General features: G+C 55.9%; 23 protein-coding genes. 7 read left to right on the top strand and 16 right to left on the bottom strand.

Features of this window, described 5'->3' with window-relative positions; all coding sequences use genetic code 11:
• Positions 1–154: 154 nt before the first annotated feature.
• The 7 genes from TW80_RS16295 to TW80_RS16265 form a co-directional block, all read right to left on the bottom strand.
• The gene (locus TW80_RS16295; protein ID WP_045998519.1) at positions 155–778 is read right to left on the bottom strand and encodes a TetR/AcrR family transcriptional regulator; all 624 of its coding nucleotides are present in this window, start codon (positions 776–778) and stop codon (positions 155–157) included.
• Between the two features lie 87 nt (positions 779–865).
• On the bottom strand, positions 866–1,057 hold the full coding sequence (locus TW80_RS16290; protein WP_045998518.1) for a hypothetical protein: 192 nt from the start codon (positions 1,055–1,057) through the stop codon (positions 866–868).
• A gap of 119 nt (positions 1,058–1,176) precedes the next feature.
• Entirely contained in the window at positions 1,177–1,755 is a 579-nt protein-coding gene (locus TW80_RS16285; RefSeq protein ID WP_045998517.1) for a GNAT family N-acetyltransferase, read from the bottom strand.
• On the bottom strand, positions 1,752–3,851 hold the full coding sequence (locus TW80_RS16280; protein ID WP_045998516.1) for a molybdopterin-binding protein: 2,100 nt from the start codon (positions 3,849–3,851) through the stop codon (positions 1,752–1,754). The genes TW80_RS16285 and TW80_RS16280 overlap by 4 nt, the downstream gene beginning before the upstream one ends.
• Positions 3,830–4,339, bottom strand: coding sequence for a molybdopterin-guanine dinucleotide biosynthesis protein B (mobB, locus tag TW80_RS16275; protein ID WP_045998515.1), 510 nt, complete (start codon positions 4,337–4,339; stop codon positions 3,830–3,832). The genes TW80_RS16280 and mobB overlap by 22 nt, the downstream gene beginning before the upstream one ends.
• The gene (mobA, locus tag TW80_RS16270; protein WP_045998514.1) at positions 4,336–4,923 is read right to left on the bottom strand and encodes a molybdenum cofactor guanylyltransferase MobA; all 588 of its coding nucleotides are present in this window, start codon (positions 4,921–4,923) and stop codon (positions 4,336–4,338) included. Before mobA ends, mobB begins: the two co-directional genes overlap by 4 nt.
• The gene (locus TW80_RS16265; protein ID WP_045998513.1) at positions 4,920–5,801 is read right to left on the bottom strand and encodes a formate dehydrogenase accessory sulfurtransferase FdhD; all 882 of its coding nucleotides are present in this window, start codon (positions 5,799–5,801) and stop codon (positions 4,920–4,922) included. The genes mobA and TW80_RS16265 overlap by 4 nt, the downstream gene beginning before the upstream one ends.
• A gap of 60 nt (positions 5,802–5,861) precedes the next feature.
• Between TW80_RS16265 and TW80_RS16260 the strand changes: the two genes are divergently transcribed.
• Both TW80_RS16260 and TW80_RS16255 read left to right on the top strand, forming a co-directional pair.
• Positions 5,862–6,584: an AzlC family ABC transporter permease gene (locus TW80_RS16260; RefSeq protein WP_045998512.1), complete on the top strand. Its 723-nt coding sequence runs from the start codon at positions 5,862–5,864 to the stop codon at positions 6,582–6,584.
• A complete protein-coding gene (locus TW80_RS16255) occupies positions 6,581–6,913 on the top strand; it encodes an AzlD domain-containing protein (RefSeq protein ID WP_045998511.1) in 333 nt (110 codons plus the stop codon). Before TW80_RS16260 ends, TW80_RS16255 begins: the two co-directional genes overlap by 4 nt.
• Here TW80_RS16255 and TW80_RS16250 read toward each other — a convergent pair.
• From TW80_RS16250 to TW80_RS16235, 4 genes are all read right to left on the bottom strand, one after another.
• Positions 6,900–7,511 (bottom strand): hypothetical protein, encoded by a 612-nt coding sequence (locus TW80_RS16250; protein WP_045998510.1) that lies wholly within the window; start codon positions 7,509–7,511, stop codon positions 6,900–6,902. The two genes, TW80_RS16255 and TW80_RS16250, sit on opposite strands and share 14 nt — an antisense overlap.
• Positions 7,512–7,517: 6 nt before the next feature.
• Entirely contained in the window at positions 7,518–7,652 is a 135-nt protein-coding gene (locus TW80_RS16245; protein WP_045998509.1) for an aa3-type cytochrome c oxidase subunit IV, read from the bottom strand.
• A gap of 65 nt (positions 7,653–7,717) precedes the next feature.
• Positions 7,718–8,188 (bottom strand): DUF6173 family protein, encoded by a 471-nt coding sequence (locus tag TW80_RS16240; protein WP_045998508.1) that lies wholly within the window; start codon positions 8,186–8,188, stop codon positions 7,718–7,720.
• Positions 8,189–8,202: 14 nt separating this feature from the next.
• Positions 8,203–8,664: an Lrp/AsnC family transcriptional regulator gene (locus tag TW80_RS16235; RefSeq protein ID WP_045998507.1), complete on the bottom strand. Its 462-nt coding sequence runs from the start codon at positions 8,662–8,664 to the stop codon at positions 8,203–8,205.
• Between the two features lie 104 nt (positions 8,665–8,768).
• Here TW80_RS16235 and TW80_RS16230 point away from each other — a divergent pair, with 104 nt between their 5' ends.
• Positions 8,769–9,014 carry a DUF6356 family protein gene (locus tag TW80_RS16230; RefSeq protein ID WP_045998528.1) on the top strand — a complete coding sequence of 82 codons (246 nt, stop codon included), beginning with the start codon at positions 8,769–8,771 and terminating at the stop codon, positions 9,012–9,014.
• Between the two features lie 18 nt (positions 9,015–9,032).
• Here TW80_RS16230 and TW80_RS16225 read toward each other — a convergent pair whose 3' ends face one another.
• Positions 9,033–10,070: an MBL fold metallo-hydrolase gene (locus TW80_RS16225; protein WP_045998506.1), complete on the bottom strand. Its 1,038-nt coding sequence runs from the start codon at positions 10,068–10,070 to the stop codon at positions 9,033–9,035.
• Positions 10,070–11,773, bottom strand: a complete 1,704-nt coding sequence (locus tag TW80_RS16220) for an acyl-CoA dehydrogenase (protein WP_045998505.1) — start codon at positions 11,771–11,773, stop codon at positions 10,070–10,072. The genes TW80_RS16225 and TW80_RS16220 overlap by 1 nt, the downstream gene beginning before the upstream one ends.
• 114 nt (positions 11,774–11,887) lie before the next feature.
• Between TW80_RS16220 and TW80_RS16215 the strand changes: the two genes are divergently transcribed.
• Positions 11,888–12,838 (top strand): L-threonylcarbamoyladenylate synthase, encoded by a 951-nt coding sequence (locus TW80_RS16215; protein ID WP_045998504.1) that lies wholly within the window; start codon positions 11,888–11,890, stop codon positions 12,836–12,838.
• Here TW80_RS16215 and TW80_RS16210 read toward each other — a convergent pair.
• Genes TW80_RS16210 through ubiA form a run of 3 tightly spaced genes read right to left on the bottom strand, consistent with a single transcriptional unit; the run spans position 12,835 to position 16,128 of the window.
• Positions 12,835–13,167 carry a hypothetical protein gene (locus TW80_RS16210; protein WP_045998503.1) on the bottom strand — a complete coding sequence of 111 codons (333 nt, stop codon included), beginning with the start codon at positions 13,165–13,167 and terminating at the stop codon, positions 12,835–12,837. The genes TW80_RS16215 and TW80_RS16210 overlap by 4 nt on opposite strands.
• On the bottom strand, positions 13,154–15,106 hold the full coding sequence (locus TW80_RS16205) for an OmpA family protein (RefSeq protein WP_045998502.1): 1,953 nt from the start codon (positions 15,104–15,106) through the stop codon (positions 13,154–13,156). Before TW80_RS16205 ends, TW80_RS16210 begins: the two co-directional genes overlap by 14 nt.
• 56 nt (positions 15,107–15,162) lie before the next feature.
• Positions 15,163–16,128, bottom strand: coding sequence for a 4-hydroxybenzoate octaprenyltransferase (gene ubiA / locus TW80_RS16200; protein WP_045998501.1), 966 nt, complete (start codon positions 16,126–16,128; stop codon positions 15,163–15,165).
• Positions 16,129–16,139: 11 nt separating this feature from the next.
• Between ubiA and TW80_RS16195 the strand changes: the two genes are divergently transcribed.
• From TW80_RS16195 to TW80_RS16185, 3 genes are all read left to right on the top strand, one after another.
• The gene (locus TW80_RS16195; RefSeq protein ID WP_045998500.1) at positions 16,140–16,862 is read left to right on the top strand and encodes a 16S rRNA (uracil(1498)-N(3))-methyltransferase; all 723 of its coding nucleotides are present in this window, start codon (positions 16,140–16,142) and stop codon (positions 16,860–16,862) included.
• A gap of 88 nt (positions 16,863–16,950) precedes the next feature.
• Positions 16,951–17,790, top strand: a complete 840-nt coding sequence (locus tag TW80_RS16190; RefSeq protein WP_045998499.1) for a GNAT family N-acetyltransferase — start codon at positions 16,951–16,953, stop codon at positions 17,788–17,790.
• Positions 17,783–18,301: a hypothetical protein gene (locus TW80_RS16185; protein ID WP_045998498.1), complete on the top strand. Its 519-nt coding sequence runs from the start codon at positions 17,783–17,785 to the stop codon at positions 18,299–18,301. Before TW80_RS16190 ends, TW80_RS16185 begins: the two co-directional genes overlap by 8 nt.
• Positions 18,302–18,343: the final 42 nt, after the last annotated feature.

Genomic DNA, 18,343 nt, shown 5'->3' with positions numbered 1-18,343 from the left:
AATCGAAATCGACCCCATGATCACCCACAAGCTCAAGCTCGAAGACATCAACAAAGGCTTCGACCTCATGCACGAGGGAAAATCAATCCGAGCAGTCGTGGAATTTTAATCCGTTGCATTGATGCAGAAAGGCCCGGTTTATGCCGGGCCTTTTTTATGCGGTGGTGCCGTAGCGCGCCATAAACACATCGACCGCGCCTTTGGCGATCCGGTGTTTTTCTTCCGCCGTAAAGCGATCTGCGATGCTAAAGAGCATCCGAGGAAAGAGATCAGCACGGCATAATTCATTGAATTGATCTGCCGCCAATTCAAGATCGTCGATCTTTAGCTCGTTCTTTGCGATGGCCTTTTTGAAATATTCAACGAGCCTGTCACGCACGAGCAGGGGGCCGCTTTGATAGAATTCGCGGCCCAGTTCGGGGAAACGGCCGCTTTCGCCGACGCAAACACGAAAAATCCGCATTCCGAAATCGGATGTAATGAACTCTCCGATTTCACGAGCTGCCTGAAACAGAACCTTATCCACGGGGGCGTCCATGTCGATGGTTTCGATTGCACGATCAGCTTGCTTGCAGCATTCGGATTTGGCGACCTGCAAGAACAAGAATCGCTTGTCCGGAAAATAGCTGTATAGCGTCGCCTTTGAGACCCCGGCGACCTTAGCGATATCATCGACTGAAGCGCCCTCGAAGCCGTCAGACAAGAACACCTTGCGCGCGCCATCCAACACTTGATCGAACTTGCGACCCTTTTTTGGCTCTATTGCGCCGTCTGGCATTTTTGGACCTCCCGAATGGGAATATTATAAACTGGCCAGTTCAGTTCAGGCAAGCGTGACGTGGCGAAGGGAAGCGCGGCCCAAAGGTTATTTTTCCTGCGTTTGGCAAGTCGCGTCGTTCAGTTTTGTCATGTCGATGCAAGATTGATCTGTGACTGGCGCGGCTGGTTTTGGTGGGAACGTCAGGTTTGGAAAGAACGGACCAAATGACTGTGCCGAGGCAGGAGCAGCAAGCAAGATTGCAGAGGCAGAAGCGAAGGCGATAAGTGCGTTTTTCATGGGTTTCTCTGATAACGTGTTAACTTACAATCGAAGAACTAAACAGTTTAGTTTAGTTTTCAAGTGTAGCTAAACTAAATAGTTCACTTTTTGCCTGATCAAGAGCAATATCTGCGGGTTTAGACGTCGCGGACCATGACTGTGGACGCGTTGAACCCAAAGATATAGCGCAAGAGGCCTAGGTTATGGGTCTCGATCTCGCGGAACCCTTCGCGCAGATAGAGTGCCCGCGCGCGCGGGTTTGTGTCCACCACATCCAATCTTACCTGACGATAGCCGCGCCGCCGCGCCTCGGCGACCACTTCATCGAGAAGCGCCGTTCCGACGCCATCGCCTCGGGCTTCTGGGGCGACGAATAACCCGTCCATTAAAAACCGCTCGTTTTCGGTGTCCCGTTCGAGCGTTCCCATGAGCCAGACACGGATCGCGGCCCCGACCCAACCATAAACCTTGCGAATATCTGTAAAGGTCCCACCGACCAGCGCCCCGTTGATTGTCTTGAAACCTGCGACGCCAATCAAACGGCCGTGTTCGTCATGCGCGCAGATTCCGTGATCTGATCGCATAACCCGATTGATATAAATCAGTGCCCGATATTTTGGCCCCATCGTAAAGCCGAGCTTTTTCCCAAATGCGTCCCAATACAGGGCGGCGGCTTCGCCACGGCTGGCTTCGGGGATTCCGACTGAAATCTTCATTTCGCAAAATTCCCAAAGGGCAGAAAATACACTTGATCGCCGGGGGTAATGACTTGGGCCTCGTCCGAAAGTTCAACGAGACCGGTCGCCCAGCTAAGACCTGATACGCGCCCGGACCCTTCGGATGGAAAAATCTGAACTTTGCCATCTTGTACGCGGGCGCGCAGGTATTCGCGGCGTCCTGCTTTCTTTGATTTTTCGAATGCAGCGGGCAAAAGATATCCTTCGGTGCGTTCCCATCGTCCGCCAGCCATGCGTTGCAGTGCAGGGCGGGCAAAGATCAGCGCGCAGACCATGGCAGCTACGGGATTGCCGGGTAGCCCGATGACAGGTGTATTTTCCCACATTCCCAATGCGAGCGGCCGCCCCGGTTTCATTGCAATCCGCCATAGTGCAAAGGATCCCGTGCCTTGCAGCAGGGCGGACATGTGATCCTCGTCCCCGGCCGAGGCACCGCCCGAACTGATGATAACATCGCATTGTTGGGCGGCACTATTTAGAATTTTAGTTAATGGTTCACGTTTATCGGCGGCGCGACCGAGGTCGATAACCTCATAACCCCAGCCCGCGACAGTGGCGTTCAGCATCGGGCGATTGGCGTCGAAGATTTGGCCAACGTCTGCCGTTTCGCCGGGTTCACATAGCTCATCACCTGTTGACAATATTCCTACGCGCAAACGTTTATGGACGGTCACCGTGCCTACGCCGGCAGCGGCGAGCATACCCAGATCACCGGGTGTGATCTTGCGCCCCGCGGTTAAGATGACTTCGCCCTTTTTCATGTCTTCTCCGGCGGTGCGGGCGTTCGCGCCACGTTTCAAAGGACCATGAAATGCGATTGCGGAGTCGGATGCGTTAACGTCTTCTTGGAGGATAACAGTATCAGTGCCCGCAGGCATATTGGCGCCGGTCAAAATCCTGATCGCGTGACCCGCAGGAACGTGGCCGGGATAGGGCTGGCCAGCGGCGGAACGCCCATCGACGAGCGGCAAATTTGTTGGCCCGTCGGGTGCAGGGCCCGCTAAGGCATAGCCATCAACCGCAGAATTGGGTGCAGGCGGATGCGAACGCAGGGCCGTGACATCATGGGCAAGTAAACGCCCAATGCATTCGCCAAGCGCGCATTGTTCGGTGCCTGTCACAGGTTGCAGGTGGTCGCGTAGGTGATCCAGCGCAATATCCACTGGGGTCCAATGGGCGCCTTGTGGCATGGCAAAGCAGTCGTTGCGCAACGGCGGCGGTGTCAAAGCGGAAGATTTGATAGCGTTCTCCAGCAGTTCAGGCGCGTTCAGGCCCAATATTGTGCCCTCGGGTGTATAATCTACGTCTATAAGGCGCTGTAAATCCGCCGAAGGCAAGACGGATAACGCGAGCGCGATACAGCGGACCTGATGTGCGTCTTTGATCGCGTGCTCGGGCATTGTGTCCCGGATGGCCGAGGCTACAAGCGATGGCCAGATTTCGGCCAGTACGACACTTGATGTGCATTTTTCAAATGGCCAAACCGAAACATCGAGCGCCCGCCGTAACCGCGCCAACATGGGAAGCCCCATGATAACCTGTGATCCAACAGCGCCTGCGCCAGACAATTGCCAGATGGGAAATGCGCCCTTTGCACTCGCCTCGGCTGCGCGCTTTTCGGGGAAAATATCGCAGGTACGTTCGCTTCCCTTACGCGGAAGATGCGGGATGTCACGCCTGAGCCCGTTGCCCCAGAATGGACCGATCCCCGGAAAACGACTGTTGATTTGTCCCGCGAGATCAAAGCGATTATTCGCGGATGGACCGTCTTGAACGTGTTGCTCTAACCAATCCCACAGCGCCAAAGGATCATCGCTGCCTGTTAGGGCGTGGCCAAATCCGACAGGAAAGCCAAAGGAAAAATCAAACCCTGCCAGCACCCGCCGACCAGCGTGGGATTCACTTTGTAGATAAGAGGTGATCCACTGTTCGGCTAATTGGCGGTTGCGGAAATATTTTGGTTCGTCTGCGTTGCCTTCGCGCGCGACGCAGGCCCAAATTGCGTCGGACTTGGGGCGTGGCCCGCGATCATTGCCACCCGACCAGTCGACAATCAGGATGCTGTCGAACGGCATAGGCCGACCTGATCGAGGATGAAATCAGCGATGGTAACTGTGTCGTCCAAATCAATCTGGGGTAGATCAATCTGAAGCGGGGTATCCGTTGCGACTGCCATAATTGTGGGGTCATCTTTGGCGATCAGCGGATTTTGCGGCGCGGCGCGAAATGCTTCGATCTTAGGGTGGCGGTCGCGTTTGTATCCTTCGATCAATACCAAATCGACATCAGCGAGTTGCGCCAGCAGCTGTTCGAGAGGTGGTTCTTTTTCGTCGCGCAATTCGGTCATAAGCGCCCAGCGTGCACCCGAGGCGAGCAAGACCTGCTGTGCGCCTGCTACGCGGTGCCGATAGCTGTCTTTACCTGGTTGATCCACGTCGAAATTGTGATGTGCGTGTTTGATCGTCGAAACACTTACCCCGCGTTTGGTGATTTCAGTCACGAGACGTTCCATCAACCCGGTTTTGCCTGCGTTTTTGAACCCAACGACACCGAATATCTTCATAACATTGCCTGCGCTTTGGCCAAATCCTCGGGGGTGTTAACATTAAAGAACGACTGATCGTTTGGAAAATCTGCCGTTGCAGCGTTATGGCTGTCGGTCCAAAGCACCACTTTGCGTAGCCCAGCTTGCAATGCCGTCCGCAAGTCATCGCGCAAAGCGACTGGCCAAATACCAAAGGTTGGATGACGCCCGTTCGGGCTGCTTGCCAGTGCAAGACCGATGTTGGTGCCTTCGGCGGCGAGCATCAGATACGGCACCAAATCGCAGGGTAGGAATGGGGTATCAGCAGCGGCTGTCACGATATGTGATGCGCCTTGTTCTGCGGCCCAGTCCAACCCCGCCAAAACGCCAGATAGCGGGCCGGCAAAATCAGGGATTGAGTCCGCAACGATCGGCAAGTTGAGGGCGCTGAACCGGGTTGGGTCACCGTTTGCATTCAGCGCGAGTCCGGCGACTTGGGGTTCCAACCGTTCGATCACGTGCGAAAGAATTGTGCCGCCGCCAATCGGTAACAGACCTTTGTCACCGCCGCCCATTCGGGTGGCTTGGCCCCCAGCGAGTATCACGCCCAATGGCTGTTTCATTTGTGACCTTTCCGACCGGATTTACGGGGTTCGTCTGGAACTGATTGCGGATCTGCGTCACGCAGCAATCGTTCTTCGCCGGACAGGCAGACAAAACGCTGCCCTTTCATGCGACCAATGAGCGTCAGGCCGACCTGTTGGGCAATCTCAACGCCCCACGCGGTGAATCCTGAACGCGACGCTAGAACAGGTATGCCCATCAGCGCAGTCTTGATCACCATCTCAGAGGTCAGCCGCCCGGTCGTATAAAGGATTTTGTCATCAGCGCTGACCTTTTGGGAAAACATCCATCCGGCGATTTTATCGACTGCATTATGGCGGCCCACGTCCTCCATATAGACCAGCGGTCTGTCACCTTGGCACAAGACTGTGCCGTGGATGGCGCCTGCCTGAAGATATAGCGACGGGGTGCGGTTTATTTTGGCAGCTAGCGTATAAAGATCAGAGGTCCTGGTCCTCACATCTGGTAGTTTCACCTGATCCAGCCCGTCCATCATGTCGCCAAAAACTGTGCCAACGGCGCAGCCGCTCGTGCGGGTTTTCTTTTGCAGTTTATCTTCGAACGTTGTCTTGCTTTTTGTGCGTACGACGACGACCGACAATTCATCGTCGTAATCAACCCGAGTTACGGTTTCGCTATCATCCAACATGCCCTGATTGCGCAAAAAACCCAGCGCGAGGTATTCGGGGTAATCGCCAATTGTCATGGCTGTTACGATTTCTTGCGCATTCAGATAAATTGTCAAAGGGCGCTCTTCGACGACATTTAGGTCGATTTTATCGCCATTTTGGTCGGTTCCGGTTACCCCGCGCGTCAATCCCGTCCGCGAAGGTCGCGGAGCGATCAAATACTCTGAAATGTTGTCATTTGTCGCCAATTGTCATTCCCAGTTTGCGGGTCTAAGCCTGTTGTATCACACCGAAGCTAGGGGAAAGAGATGACGACTTCCACCGTCAAAAAAACGGCGCGCTCCGTCTATTGGGCCGGGGTTCGGGATGGCTTGCCGTTTCTGATTATGGCGGCCCCATTCGCATTGTTGTTTGGCGTCGTTGCGATGGACGCAGGGCTAAGCGTCGGACAGGCGATGGGTTTTTCCGTTCTTGTGATCGCTGGCGCATCACAGTTTGCCGCAATCCAGATGATCACAGAGAATGCAGGAATCGCCTTTGTGCTGTTGGCTGCGCTCGCGGTGAACCTGCGGATGGCGATGTATTCGGCGTCTTTGGTGCCTTATCTTGGTAATGCGCCGTTGTGGCAGCGCGCGGCGGTATCCTATTTGAATTTTGATCAGACTTACATCACGTCTGTTTCCCGTTACGAATCGCGCCCTGAAATGACCGTGGCAGAGCGTGTGGCCTACTTTTTCGGGGTGGCGACGCCGATCACGCCGACATGGATTGGTATGACGCTTGTTGGGATTATGGCAGGGACTGCAATCCCCGAAGCATGGGCATTGGATTTCATCATGCCGATTATGTTCTTGGCGATGGTTGCGCCAATGATGAAATCGCTTGCGCATATCGCGGCGGCTGCGGCTTCTGTGATTGTGGCGCTTGCCCTGATTGGATTGCCTTCAGGGACAGGTCTATTAATCGCGGCTGGTGTGGCGATGCTGACAGGCGCAATTGTTGAAACATGGACCGAAGGGCGCACAAAATGACCTATAGCAGTGCTGAAATCTGGCTTATCATTGCGGTGCTTGGAGTCGGAACATTTCTGATCCGGTTTTCATTTCTCGGGCTGATTGGCGATCGACCGATGCATCCATTTGTGCTGCGGTTGTTGCGGTTTACGCCAGTTGCCGTTTTGCCGGGAATGGTCGCGCCACTGGTGCTGTGGCCTGCCGCAACCCAAGGGCAGCCAGACCTCACCCGCATTCTGGCCGCGTTAGTCACGGTTGCTGTTGGGCTTTGGACGCGGAATGTGCTGTGGGCCATCGCGGGTGGTGTCGCGACGCTCTACGCCGGGCTAGCAATTACTGCGCTGTAAGGGCTGCATTGATCTGGGCTGCGGCGACAGATTTATCGTCTGCGTCCATTTCACGGAATGTCTTGCTAGTGACGCCGGGCAGGGCCTCAAAATCCTCGGAAATGCGGTTTGGATCCCACGTCTGGCGGATGTTCTCGAACCCCGGAAGTTGGCGCAGCAAACGTGACGTCGAACGGGCGCAATGCGCTTGCGGGATTGGGCCGCTTGTCAACGCAAGTTGAAGGGCGGTTTCGGCGACCTCGGCACTGACCGGGACGGTTTGGGCAACCACATAGTATGTCACACGCGCGTGGTAGCTGACATAAAATGCCTCGAGCTGTGGTGAAGCCCCGAACAGGACATCATTGCGTTCTGGCATGCGGGTTTGTTCAAAGGACCCTGCTGGGTCAAAGATAACCCTTTGGCTGGCGTTGATCAGCAACGCAGTGTGGGCCCCGTTGTCAGAACCCACGTTTTTCATCGTGAAAAGCGTCAGATATGTTGATTGCGGATCGCGATAGATCGCGCGGGACACCACATCATCGGGCGCCCAAATTTCGGTTCCCGAGCACGCCGATAGCGCGAGCGGAAGCCCCAACATAAACTGACGGCGATCCATGAAAGCTTAGCCGTTGACCAATGCCAGCAGAATCAAAGCAACGATGATGACTACTGTTCCTTTGGTCACCATGCTCATAAAGCCATTGAATGCTTTTTCCTGTGCGGTGATGTCCATTTCGCCGTGTTTATGTTCAGACATGCCTAGAATCCTTCGTATGCAGGTTTGTAGTTCGGATAACCGATAAATGTTGGGCTGTCACCCGGTCAGGTGGTCACATCCGTTTCGCGGTCAAGCGCTGCAGCCAATTGGAACCCGATCCGTTTTGGTTCAGGTTGATCAACGTTCTTAGGGCTCGCGATCAAGCTGACGTTTAGTTGCGAAACATGTTGGATCAGCTGGGTTTTCGCACCCGCTTCGTTGGTGCCGTAGTAGGTGACAATGTCGGGGTCATAATAGCCTAGACCTTCGATACGGATCACACCTGTCAGCCCGCCTGCAAGTCCGACACCAACTTCGTGATCGTTATCCAGCTGCTTTTCAAAGTTTTGTATATACATGATGATCCGCTCATAGGCCCATTGCGCTGGACTTTTCTTGGTAACTGGTTCGGCCATTGCTTTGGGCAGGTCCGCTGTCGAGGGGCAGGGCACATTCGGGTCGGTATGAACCTCGCGGGTTGTTGGCAAAATATCGTTCTCCATCAGTTCGGCTGAGGTGTCGATATTCATCTGCATAGGCGTTTCTTGTGTCATAGGGGTACCGCGGTTGTGTCTTTTATCTCTTCCATAACGAAACTAGCAGAAATGTCCGAGACAGAAATACGTGAGGTCAGGCGTTTATAAAAATCGTCATAAGCCGGAACATCGGCGACCCTGACGCGCAATACGTAGTCGAGATCACCAGTCATCCGAAAGGCCCCGACAACTTCGGGGAAGGATTGCAGCACTGCCTGAAACTTGGCAATCCAAGTCGGGTCATGCGCGTTAGTGCGGATCAGCACCATTGCGGTCAGGGGCGCGCCAACCTTTGCCGGATCAACAAGTGCGACACGACCCGTGATCACCCCGGCCTGTTCCATTGCCTTTATCCGTCGCCAGCAGGCGTTGCGCGACAGGTGGACCTTTGCGCTGATCTCATCAACCGAGAGGCTGGCGTCATTTTGTACAATGCGCAGTATGTTGCGGTCTATTTCGTCGATTTGATTGATCATAGTTGGGATTATATCCCAAAATTCCTGCCCTGAGAATGGCATATGGGACAAATTCTGGGTCGGGCGTGTGTATCTATCCTGCAAAGCACAAGAAAGGCTCGAAGATGTCACAAAACGCGCAAACAAAACGCGGCGGAACACTGCTTGGATACTTGTTCCTCGATCACCCGGCCAAGGTCAGCGAAACATATTTCCAGCACATGAGGTTTGCGCTGGGGTTTGCATTTTGGCTTAGTGTGGCGGGCTGCGCGGCGCTTGTTCATGCGGTCATTCCCGCGCTTTGCGAAACAACGGCAAGCCGTATCGTCTTGCGTATGTCAGACCGGATCAACAATCGCCACGCCACGTAGGGTGGATTTAAATCCACCCTACAACGCCTGATACGCCCATGCGCCGTCATCGCGCAGGGTGCGGTTTGCTTGGCCCTTTACGTAGAGGTGGTTTAGGTGCGCGATGGCTTCGACCAAGGCGAGCCCATACTCTGCTTGCCCGATTTGCCGCTTGAATAGCGGGGCAAAGCACTCTCCAGCCGATTTTGGTGTCGCAATGTGCGTGCGTAGCCGTCTGAGCGCACCGTGATGATTTTCGATCATCTGCTGTAGCCGCAGGGGTAGCCCGGTAAACGGCAGCTTATGCCCGCCCAGAACCAACTGATCCTCTGTGGCAAATGGCGCAAGGAATTGGCAGCTACGCAGCCATTCGCCGAGAGGGTCGGCCTCGGGTTCAGTGGGGTACACACCGATATTGGCGCTGATTGAGGGAAGCAGTTGATCGCCGCCGATCACAAGGTTGTCGTCACGGCTCCAGAATGTGGCATGTTCAGGGGCGTGTCCGTCGCCCATGCGAATGTCCCATGTGCGCCCGCCCATCTGAATTGTCCCGCCGTGTTGCAACCGGTGATAACCCAGCGGCAGGGGCGCGACGCAATCGGCAAAGTTAAACGGGCGTTCGCCAGAGCGGCGCGACAACTCGTCGGGGTCCATTCCCGCACGACGGTAAAAGAGCAAAGTCTCTTCTGGTAGCTTATCTTGCACATCGAGCGTTAGCATACGTGCCATAAGCCAACCGGTGCGCGGCATAGAGAGCGTTGCGCCCTTTTCAATGAACCACCCGGCAAGGCCGACGTGGTCGGGATGATGGTGGGTAATCACGACCCGGCTGACGGGTTTCCCGGACAGCGGGCCGTCTAGCAGATTTTGCCAGATTTTGCGTGTTTTGCCAGAGGCAAAGCCGGTGTCGATAATCGTCCAGCTATCGCCTTCATCCAGCGCGTAAACATTCACATGATCCAACGCCATCGGCAGTGGCAGGCGCATCCACAAGATGCCGGGCGCGACTGTGATCGCTTCGCCCTCGCGCGGCGGGGCGTCAAACGGATAGCGTATCCCGCTGACGCCATCTGCCATTACGCAACCAGATCCTCGGTAGTGATCGCCAGCAAATCATCCGCACCTTCGCGCACATGTGCAAGCAAGCCGACGTGCTCTGGAAGCAGGCGTTTGATGTAGAAGGTTGCAAGTTTCACGCGCGTTTCATCCCCGGCCATCGCAGAAGTCAGATGTACATGACCCCCTAATACACGGGCGAATGCCCGAAGGTAAGGGACCGCACCTGCAAAACGTTGGTTAAAGTCTGACTGCTCGACCAACCATTCTGTTGCCTCGCGCAGGGACTCTGCGGATTGCCAGACGGCTTCGGCCAGTTCAGGGTAGGTGCCTTTGGCGGCTTCTGCGCCTGCTTCGATTTCTTCGAGCAGACGGAACGCGGCCTCGCCACCGTCCATCAGCTTGCGACCGACGAGATCCATCGCCTGAATGCCGTTGGTGCCTTCGTAGATGGCAGTCACGCGGACGTCACGCGAATACTGCGCCGCGCCGGTTTCTTCGATAAAGCCCATGCCGCCATGCACCTGAACACCGGTACTTGCGACTTCCATGCCGACGTCGGTTCCAAATGCCTTAGTGATCGGGGTGAGCAACGCTGCACGTGCTTTCCACCCTGCGTCAGCTGTGGCTGTGGTCATGTCAATTGCAACGGCGTTCATCAGCGCGATAGCACGGGCAGCGAATGTGTCGGCCTTCATCGCGGCGAGCATCCGACGCACATCGGCGTGTTCGACGATGGCACCTGAACCGCCTGCTTTGCCTTGCTTGCGTTCTTGGGCATAGGCGAGCGCCTGTTGGTACGCGCCTTCGGCGATGCCGATACCCTGTACGCCAACCCCAAGCCGGGCGTTGTTCATCATCGTAAACATTGCAGCCATGCCGCCGTGCTCTGGCCCAACCAACCAACCGGTTGCCCCATCATATTCCATAACCGCTGTTGGAGACCCATGCAGGCCCAGCTTATGCTCAAGGCTAACGACACGCAGTTCATTGCGTTTACCGGGGTTGCCGTCTGCGTCAGGGATGAATTTGGGCACCATGAATAGACTGATACCTTTGGTGCCAGGGACACCATCAGGCAGCCGCGCGAGAACAAGGTGACAGACGTTTTCGGTGAAGTCGTTGTCGCCCCAAGTGATATAGATCTTTTGACCGGAAATCGCATAGGACCCGTCACCATTTGGCTCTGCCTTTGTGCGCAGCGCGCCAACATCCGACCCAGCCTGTGGTTCGGTCAGGTTCATGGTCCCGCACCATTCGCCGGAAATCATCTTGGGAACATAGAGTTCTTTGATTTGGTCTGAACCGTGGTGTTCGAGCGCCTCGATCTGGCCTTGGGACATCAGCGGATTAAGCTGAAGCGAGAGGCACGCGCTTGACATCATGTCATTCACAGCAGTCGTGAGCGTCATTGGCAGGCCCATTCCGCCGAAATCGGGCGACGCGGACATGCCGATCCAGCCGCCATCAGCGATCGCACGATAGCCATCGGCAAAACCCGGCGATGTTCGCACAACGCCGTTTTCCAGTTTGGCTGGGTGCAAATCGCCTGCGCGGTTAAGGGGCGCAATCACCTCTTCGCAGAGTTTTGCGGCTTCGGTTAGGATTGCATCGGCCATCTCTGGCGTGCTTTCGGCGAAGGTTTCGGTCTTGGTCACCTCACCAAAGCCGACGACGTGGTCCATCAGAAAGCGAAAATCGTTGACGGGGGCACGATAAGGCATTGGTATTCTCCACTCTATGCATCCGCTTGGCAAAGACAGATGCCGCGTCTATGCATCAGTTATTCGGCTATACCCTACCTGTGCATGCCGACCCATCAACTGAAACGCCACGTCATGACTAATGCTTCTACGTTGAAAATCGAACCTAACGCGCAAGGCTTTGCGCAAGCGGCGCAAATATGGCGGGGCGGCGGGCTCGTCGCCTTTGGGACGGAAACGGTTTATGGGCTTGGTGCAGATGCGGGTAACGACACGGCTGTCGCGCAAATCTATGCGGCTAAGGGCCGCCCGAGTTTCAACCCGCTGATCGTACATTTGGCCGATCAGAAAAACGTCGCTGAATATTGTGAATTCAACGATGATGCGCGTGCACTGGCGGATGCATTTTGGCCGGGCGCGTTAACGCTTGTTTTGCCGCTGCGCCCGCAGGCGCGCGTGTCCAAACTCGTCACGGCAGGATTGGACACGCTCGCTGTGCGGGTGCCTGATCACGCTATTGCGCAGGCGCTATTGCGCCAATTTGGCGGTCCCATCGCCGCGCCTTCGGCGAACCCATCAGGTCGGATTAGCCCAACCACGCCAGAGCATGTGATGGCGGGCCTGAATGGCAAGATCGACGCGGTCGTGGACGGTGGTCCATGTGGGGTAGGCGTTGAATCGACGATCATTAGCTGCGTTGGCGCGCCCGCGATGTTGCGCGCAGGTGGTATCCCAGTCGAGGCGATATCCGCCTGTCTGGGTCGTCAGATTGCGATGCCTGACGATCCTGATACCCCAATGTCACCGGGGCAGCTTGCCTCGCATTATGCGCCCAAAGGGCGGGTGCGACTAAACGCCGATCAGGCTGCGCCACACGAGGTTCTGTTGGGTTTTGGGGCGGTTGATGCGCCGCTGAACCTATCACCTGCTGGCGATCTCACAGAGGCTGCGGCACGGTTGTTTGATTGTTTACATCAGTTAGACGCAATGGGCGCCAAGGACATTGCGGTTTCGCCAATTCCGGATCACGGGCTGGGCCGCGCGATCAATGATAGGTTGCGCCGGGCTGCTGCCCCGCGCGACTAAGACCCGCCGCTATTCTCGCGCTCGACATAAGCGCGGAGTTCTTCTGCTTCGCGGCGCGCCTCGCGTAGACCGTCCATCGCCGCGCGTAATTCGGCCTCGGTTTGGGACAGTTGGTTTGTCATCTCTGCTTCGCGTTGTTGCAGATAGGTAATCGCCTGATCACGGGTTTCTTCGGCCTCATGAAGCGATTGCGCCATCTTATCCAATTCGCCGATTTCGGCCTTGGTGACGCGGGTAAAGCGGTTGACCAGCCAGCTTGCGAACCAGCCCAAAGCAAAGGCCACAAACAAAATGATCGCTGTGGCGATGATGAATTCAGTTCTGTTCAACGTCTTGGCCTTCTGTTGTTTCCGAGGCTTCTTCTTCGGTGGCCTCTTGCTGTGGTGTATCTTCGGTTGTTGCAGGCAACGGCTCCTCGCCGGCGATTTCTTCCAGCGTGGTTACTTCTTCGGGGATCGGTTCGGGCACAATCAGGCTGAATTCGATCCGGCGGTTTGCTTCGCGGCCCTCTTCGGTGTCGTTGTCTGCGATTGGGTTTTCTTCGCCAAAGCCGATTGAATCGAACGTCGAGACTGGAACACGGCGCGCGCGTAGGGCTGTCAAAACAGCGTCAGCACGGCGTTGCGACAATTGCTGGTTCATCTCTTCGCGACCTTGGCTATCTGTGTAGCCTGCCACCTGAATACGCAAGTCGCCACATTTTTTCAAAATCTCGGCGATATCGTCGATCAAGGGAACCGCACCTGCGGAAATATCTGCAGAACTTGGATCAAATGTAATCTTGCGGTCAGCGGTGACCGATTTGATTTGTTCGATGCATTCTTCTGGCGTTGGTAGGTTGGCGATAGGGTCAAGCTGTTTGACGTAAGTCACATCAATGTCGAAGTCCGCCGTTTGTCCCAGCTTTTCGATTAACAACCGCGAGATATCGGCGCTTGCGGCTTCGTTTCCGGTATTGCCACGGATTTCAATCGTATCGGGTTCAACCACAACCACACCGTTGGAAAGTTCGGACAATGCCTCGATCCCGGCTAGGACGCGCACAGACCAGCCGGTTGGTAGGCCCTCGACGATACGCGTCCCCATTGTGATATTGCCTTGTCCAAATTTCGCACTGGCAAAGTTTTCTGCAACCGTATTGGTCAGCGCATCGGAAATACGGCCGCGAAGCTGGACCTGCCCTTCGGGGCTACGGGTCGCGGTGAAACGTGGTGGGCCATCGGGTGATGCTTCGGGCATAACAGGCAGTTCTGCGGTGACAGCAAAGGCATCTGGCAGCGCGTTTTCTAATGCACCAACGACATCGTCAAATTTCCTCGGATCGGTGCCCATCGGCGCCAAGAGAGTTACATCCGTATCGGCGATTGTGACGGTGCCGCCCTCTAGTTCTGATACAGCATTGATCGCCAGCGCGACTGCTTCGCCCCAGCGGCGGGACGGCGCACCAAGCGCCAATGTACAGTTTACTTGTTCTGCGTAACCTGCGTCAGTCGCGGCTTTGATGATCGCGCTTACTGCTTCGCTCGTGTCGGCAGCGCAGGCATCGAACATTGGGCCGTCATCGTCGATCCCAAACCGAACGGTAAACGGCGAGATAACTGGGCGCGGGGCACTAATGTCGATAGAGACCTCGACGTCGCTCGGCATATTTCTGGCCAAGCTGGTTTCGAGCCGGTGTTTTTCCTCGGGGCTGTCTGAGATCGCATTCACGATCACACGATCCGCATTCACCGAGATTTTCGAACGGGGCAACATCTCAAGCGCACGGAAACCGTAGTTCAACGACTGACGCCAATGTTCGGGTGTCGGATAATCGGCGACCTCGAGCAAATCGGTGACCGGCTGACCGTCAGCGATATCGCGGATCTGATCGGCGAGCGCCTCACGATCTGTTGATACAGGGATCAGCCCGATCAAGGACACGCCACTGTCGTTTCGTAGGATTTCGATGGCGAATTCGGGCGCTGCGATTTTTTCCGAATCGGTGACGGACATGTTGTCGATGACACGGCTTGCATCCACCACGCCCCCCGCAGCCGAGATCGCGCGGAATCTGACGGCCTCGGTTGGGGCCTGCCCCTCGATAATGACCTGTAGGCCGTCACCCAGCACGCTGGCCCATAAATAACCCTGATTGATAAGGGTTTCTTGCACTCCGGCGACGGATCGTTCTTCGACGACGGAAACGGTGGTTCGGGCTGCACCGATAGAGGCCATCCCAGCGATGGCAAAAGCGGCGATACGAATGAAGACTGCTGAAAGGCGCATGCTTATCTGCTTTGTTGATTGGTGTCCTGCATAGGACTAGCGGCGAGGTTGATCAATCACACGAACATGGCAACAGCGAAAAACGGCAAAACGATTAGCCCAGCGTTTCGATTTGATCTGAAAAGCGTGAGTAGCACGTCATTGTCGTCAGCGTCGAAACGGCCAAGCTGCCACGTTAAGTGCCACCCCAGCGCCCAAGGTCCACCAAGTGCGATGACAAGTGATAGGATGCTGCGATCCTGACAGGCCAATACGACAGCCGCCCCAAGCAGCAAAACCGTCAACGTCAGGAATAGGCGCAGCCACTGACGCGATTTATCGCCGAACAGACGTGCCGTGGATTTAACGCCGATTAATGCGTCATCTTCGGTGTCTTGATGGGCGTAGATTGTATCATAAAACAGCGTCCATGCGATCCCGGCCAGATAAAGGACAAAGGATGCAGGCCCGATGCTGCCCGTGTGGGCGGCCCACGCTAATAACGCACCCCAGTTGAACGCCAGCCCCAAGAAAACCTGCGGCCACCACGTAAACCGTTTAGCAAAGGGATAGATCGCGACGGGCAACAGCGACAGCACCCCCAGAGCAATCGCGGTTGTGTTAAACGTCAAGAGGATTGCGAAAGCGACCAGAGACTGTGCCACCATCCAAGCGGCGGCACCTTTCACAGTTACTTGCCCAGATGGGATCGGGCGCGACCGCGTGCGCGCAACCTGTCCATCAAAGTTCCGGTCAGTGATGTCGTTCCATGTACAGCCAGCGCCACGCATCAAAAACGCGCCAATCCCGCAGGCGACTGCGATCCAAAGGTCATTCCATGATGCCATCTGCGTAGAGAGCATCGCCAGCCCAACGGCCCAAAGGCACGGCATATAAAGCAGCCAAGTCCCAATCGGGCGATCCGCCCGCGACAGCCGCAGATATGGGCGCGAAAAGGTTGGGGCGATTGTATCGACCCAGTTTCCCGAAACTGCATCAGAAACGATGCCTGTTGGCTCTGGTGTTGGGGCGTTCTGGGTCATATGGTCCGCCTATGGCTTCCAAGGTTCGACTTTATGTAGATCACCCGCTGGGTGAAGAGCAATCAGTTCCGCTTGATCGAGATCAGGCGCATTACCTGTTTGGGGTAATGCGGTTGTCCGAAGGCACGGTTCTGTCACTGATAAACAGTCGCGATGGGGAATGGGATGCGACAATTGTGAAGGCAGGCAAGAAGGGCGGCATCTTACTCTGCACGACCCAAACGCGCCCACTGCAATTGCCCCCCGACCTTTGGCTTATGTTTGCGCCGATCCGCAAGGAACGCACCGCATTTATCGTCGAAAAGGCCGTCGAGATGGGTGCTGCGCGTATTCTGCCAGTTCAGACAAACTATACGCAGTCCGCGAACAGGATTCGTCAGGACAAGCTGCAAGCACATGCCGTTGAGGCCGCAGAACAATGCGGGGGCACTTTTGTCCCCGCGGTGGCGGATTTAGCGAAACTGGACCGGTTGTTGGCCGACTGGCCGACAGACCGAAAGCTAATGTTTTGCGACGAGACAAAGATCGGCGAGCCGATCGATCTGCCCCAAGAAAAAGGCCCATGGGCTATCTTGATTGGCCCCGAGGGCGGTTTTTCCCCCGAAGAACGTGAAATGCTGTTGGCGCTGCCGTTTGCACACCCGATCAGTCTTGGCCCACGCATTTTGCGCGCGGATACCGCCGCGGTTGCAGCACTTACAGTTTGGCAGCAGGCTCTCGGAGATTGGGAGTGAGCAAACTTCATTTGTTACGCGACAGGCCGGGTAGACATTCATGTGAAGTGAGTTTTCAGGCATGCGCTATCAGCATAACAGCTAGATCATGATCCCCGCGACAGAGACTGACAGACCTGCGCTTGAGGCATTTTTGACTGATCACATTGCGACCTCGATGTTTCCGCTGTCGAATCTGCGCAAACACGGGATGCAGGGCGGTCATCCGAGGGCTGTTAACTGTTGGGTCAATTGGAAAGCAGGGCAAGTCACGGATGTCTTGACGATCTCAGAGGAAGGGTTTGTGTTTCCCCAATGTCCAAACCATCCTTGGTCGACAGTGCGGGCAATTCTGGATGGGCGGCCGATACAGGGGATCATTGGCGATGCAGTTCAGGTCGCAGGTTTACAGCGCGCGCTCGGGTGGCGTGATCCGGCGGCTGTGTCAAAGGTTGAACCGCTCTATCACCTACACTTATCAGACCTGAGACTGCCCGATTGCAGTGAATTTACGCTTCGCGATCTATCTACGGCACCCATTGAAACAGTGCTGCAATGGCGCGAGGCTTATTTGAACGAGGTGCTGAAAGTTCCGGGCGAAGATACCGCCGCAAAGGCGCGCCATGAAATCGAAGGCTACCTGCAGGCAGGAACTCATCGGGTGTTATTTCAAGGGGATACCGCTGTTGCGATGACAGGATTTAACGCGCAAGTGCCCGGCGTTGTGCAAGTGGGTGGCGTCTATACGCCGCCAGAGTTGCGAGGGCGTGGTCTTGCGCGGCGGGCTGTTGGTCTCCATCTACAAGAGGCGGGCGAAGCGGGGGTGCAAGAAGCGATCTTGTTCGCGGCCAGCACCAACGCCGCGCGCGCCTATGAGGCGATCGGCTTTCGGCAGATCGGTGAGTTTGCAATCGTGATCAACGAACATCCGCAGGTGGTTCATGTCTGATTTTCTACGTCCCGAGGTTCGTGCATTTTTGTGGCGCTGGCGCGACGTGTTGATCGGCGGTGCATTGCTCCTGTGTGGGGCTTGGTGGGGTGCGCGTGCGGTCGGAACAGTCGGTTGGATCGGCTATGTCATTGCGTTTATTGGTGTCGTTTTCGCCCTTGCAGGTGCGCAACGCGCCCGCTTTCGCCAACAAGGCGAAGGTGCCGGCGTTGTTCAGATCAATGAGCGCAGATTGTCATACTTTGGTCCGCTAGACGGCGGGGTGATGGATGTTGCAGATCTCACCAAGCTCGAGCTGGACCCCAGTGCGCATCCCGACCCGAATTGGGTTTTGACGGGTGTCGGCGGTCAGAATCTATCCATCCCAGTCAATGCTGCCGGGGCAGAGGCGCTCTTTGACGTCTTTGCAGGGTTACCCGGCATCAAGACCACCGATATGTTGACCGTGCTTTCACGCACACCTGATGCGCGCGTTACGATTTGGTCGCGGGTTCGTCCTGTCTTGCATTGACATGGGCCTTGCGGCAGTTCACCGATAGAAATTCGAAAAACG

Origin of the sequence: Loktanella sp. S4079, assembly GCF_000967725.1 — a bacterium.
Lineage (GTDB): Bacteria > Pseudomonadota > Alphaproteobacteria > Rhodobacterales > Rhodobacteraceae > Yoonia.
This window is presented reverse-complemented; position numbering and strand designations above follow the sequence as displayed.

Excerpts from the sequence above, each read along its gene's own strand:
- TW80_RS16295 (WP_045998519.1), bottom strand. The coding sequence starts at position 778 with ATGCCAGACGGCGCAATAGAGCCAAAAAAGGGTCGCAAGTTCGATCAA.
- ubiA (WP_045998501.1), bottom strand. The coding sequence starts at position 16,128 with ATGACCCAGAACGCCCCAACACCAGAGCCAACAGGCATCGTTTCTGAT.
- TW80_RS16205 (WP_045998502.1), bottom strand. The coding sequence starts at position 15,106 with ATGCGCCTTTCAGCAGTCTTCATTCGTATCGCCGCTTTTGCCATCGCT.
- TW80_RS16255 (WP_045998511.1), top strand. The coding sequence starts at position 6,581 with ATGACCTATAGCAGTGCTGAAATCTGGCTTATCATTGCGGTGCTTGGA.
- TW80_RS16285 (WP_045998517.1), bottom strand. The coding sequence starts at position 1,755 with ATGAAGATTTCAGTCGGAATCCCCGAAGCCAGCCGTGGCGAAGCCGCC.
- TW80_RS16230 (WP_045998528.1), top strand. The coding sequence starts at position 8,769 with ATGTCACAAAACGCGCAAACAAAACGCGGCGGAACACTGCTTGGATAC.
- TW80_RS16235 (WP_045998507.1), bottom strand. The coding sequence starts at position 8,664 with ATGATCAATCAAATCGACGAAATAGACCGCAACATACTGCGCATTGTA.
- mobA (WP_045998514.1), bottom strand. The coding sequence starts at position 4,923 with ATGAAACAGCCATTGGGCGTGATACTCGCTGGGGGCCAAGCCACCCGA.
- TW80_RS16260 (WP_045998512.1), top strand. The coding sequence starts at position 5,862 with ATGACGACTTCCACCGTCAAAAAAACGGCGCGCTCCGTCTATTGGGCC.
- TW80_RS16250 (WP_045998510.1), bottom strand. The coding sequence starts at position 7,511 with ATGGATCGCCGTCAGTTTATGTTGGGGCTTCCGCTCGCGCTATCGGCG.
- TW80_RS16225 (WP_045998506.1), bottom strand. The coding sequence starts at position 10,070 with ATGGCAGATGGCGTCAGCGGGATACGCTATCCGTTTGACGCCCCGCCG.
- mobB (WP_045998515.1), bottom strand. The coding sequence starts at position 4,339 with ATGAAGATATTCGGTGTCGTTGGGTTCAAAAACGCAGGCAAAACCGGG.
- TW80_RS16280 (WP_045998516.1), bottom strand. The coding sequence starts at position 3,851 with ATGCCGTTCGACAGCATCCTGATTGTCGACTGGTCGGGTGGCAATGAT.
- TW80_RS16190 (WP_045998499.1), top strand. The coding sequence starts at position 16,951 with ATGATCCCCGCGACAGAGACTGACAGACCTGCGCTTGAGGCATTTTTG.
- TW80_RS16245 (WP_045998509.1), bottom strand. The coding sequence starts at position 7,652 with ATGTCTGAACATAAACACGGCGAAATGGACATCACCGCACAGGAAAAA.
- TW80_RS16185 (WP_045998498.1), top strand. The coding sequence starts at position 17,783 with ATGTCTGATTTTCTACGTCCCGAGGTTCGTGCATTTTTGTGGCGCTGG.
- TW80_RS16195 (WP_045998500.1), top strand. The coding sequence starts at position 16,140 with ATGGCTTCCAAGGTTCGACTTTATGTAGATCACCCGCTGGGTGAAGAG.
- TW80_RS16240 (WP_045998508.1), bottom strand. The coding sequence starts at position 8,188 with ATGCAGATGAATATCGACACCTCAGCCGAACTGATGGAGAACGATATT.
- TW80_RS16220 (WP_045998505.1), bottom strand. The coding sequence starts at position 11,773 with ATGCCTTATCGTGCCCCCGTCAACGATTTTCGCTTTCTGATGGACCAC.
- TW80_RS16290 (WP_045998518.1), bottom strand. The coding sequence starts at position 1,057 with ATGAAAAACGCACTTATCGCCTTCGCTTCTGCCTCTGCAATCTTGCTT.
- TW80_RS16215 (WP_045998504.1), top strand. The coding sequence starts at position 11,888 with ATGACTAATGCTTCTACGTTGAAAATCGAACCTAACGCGCAAGGCTTT.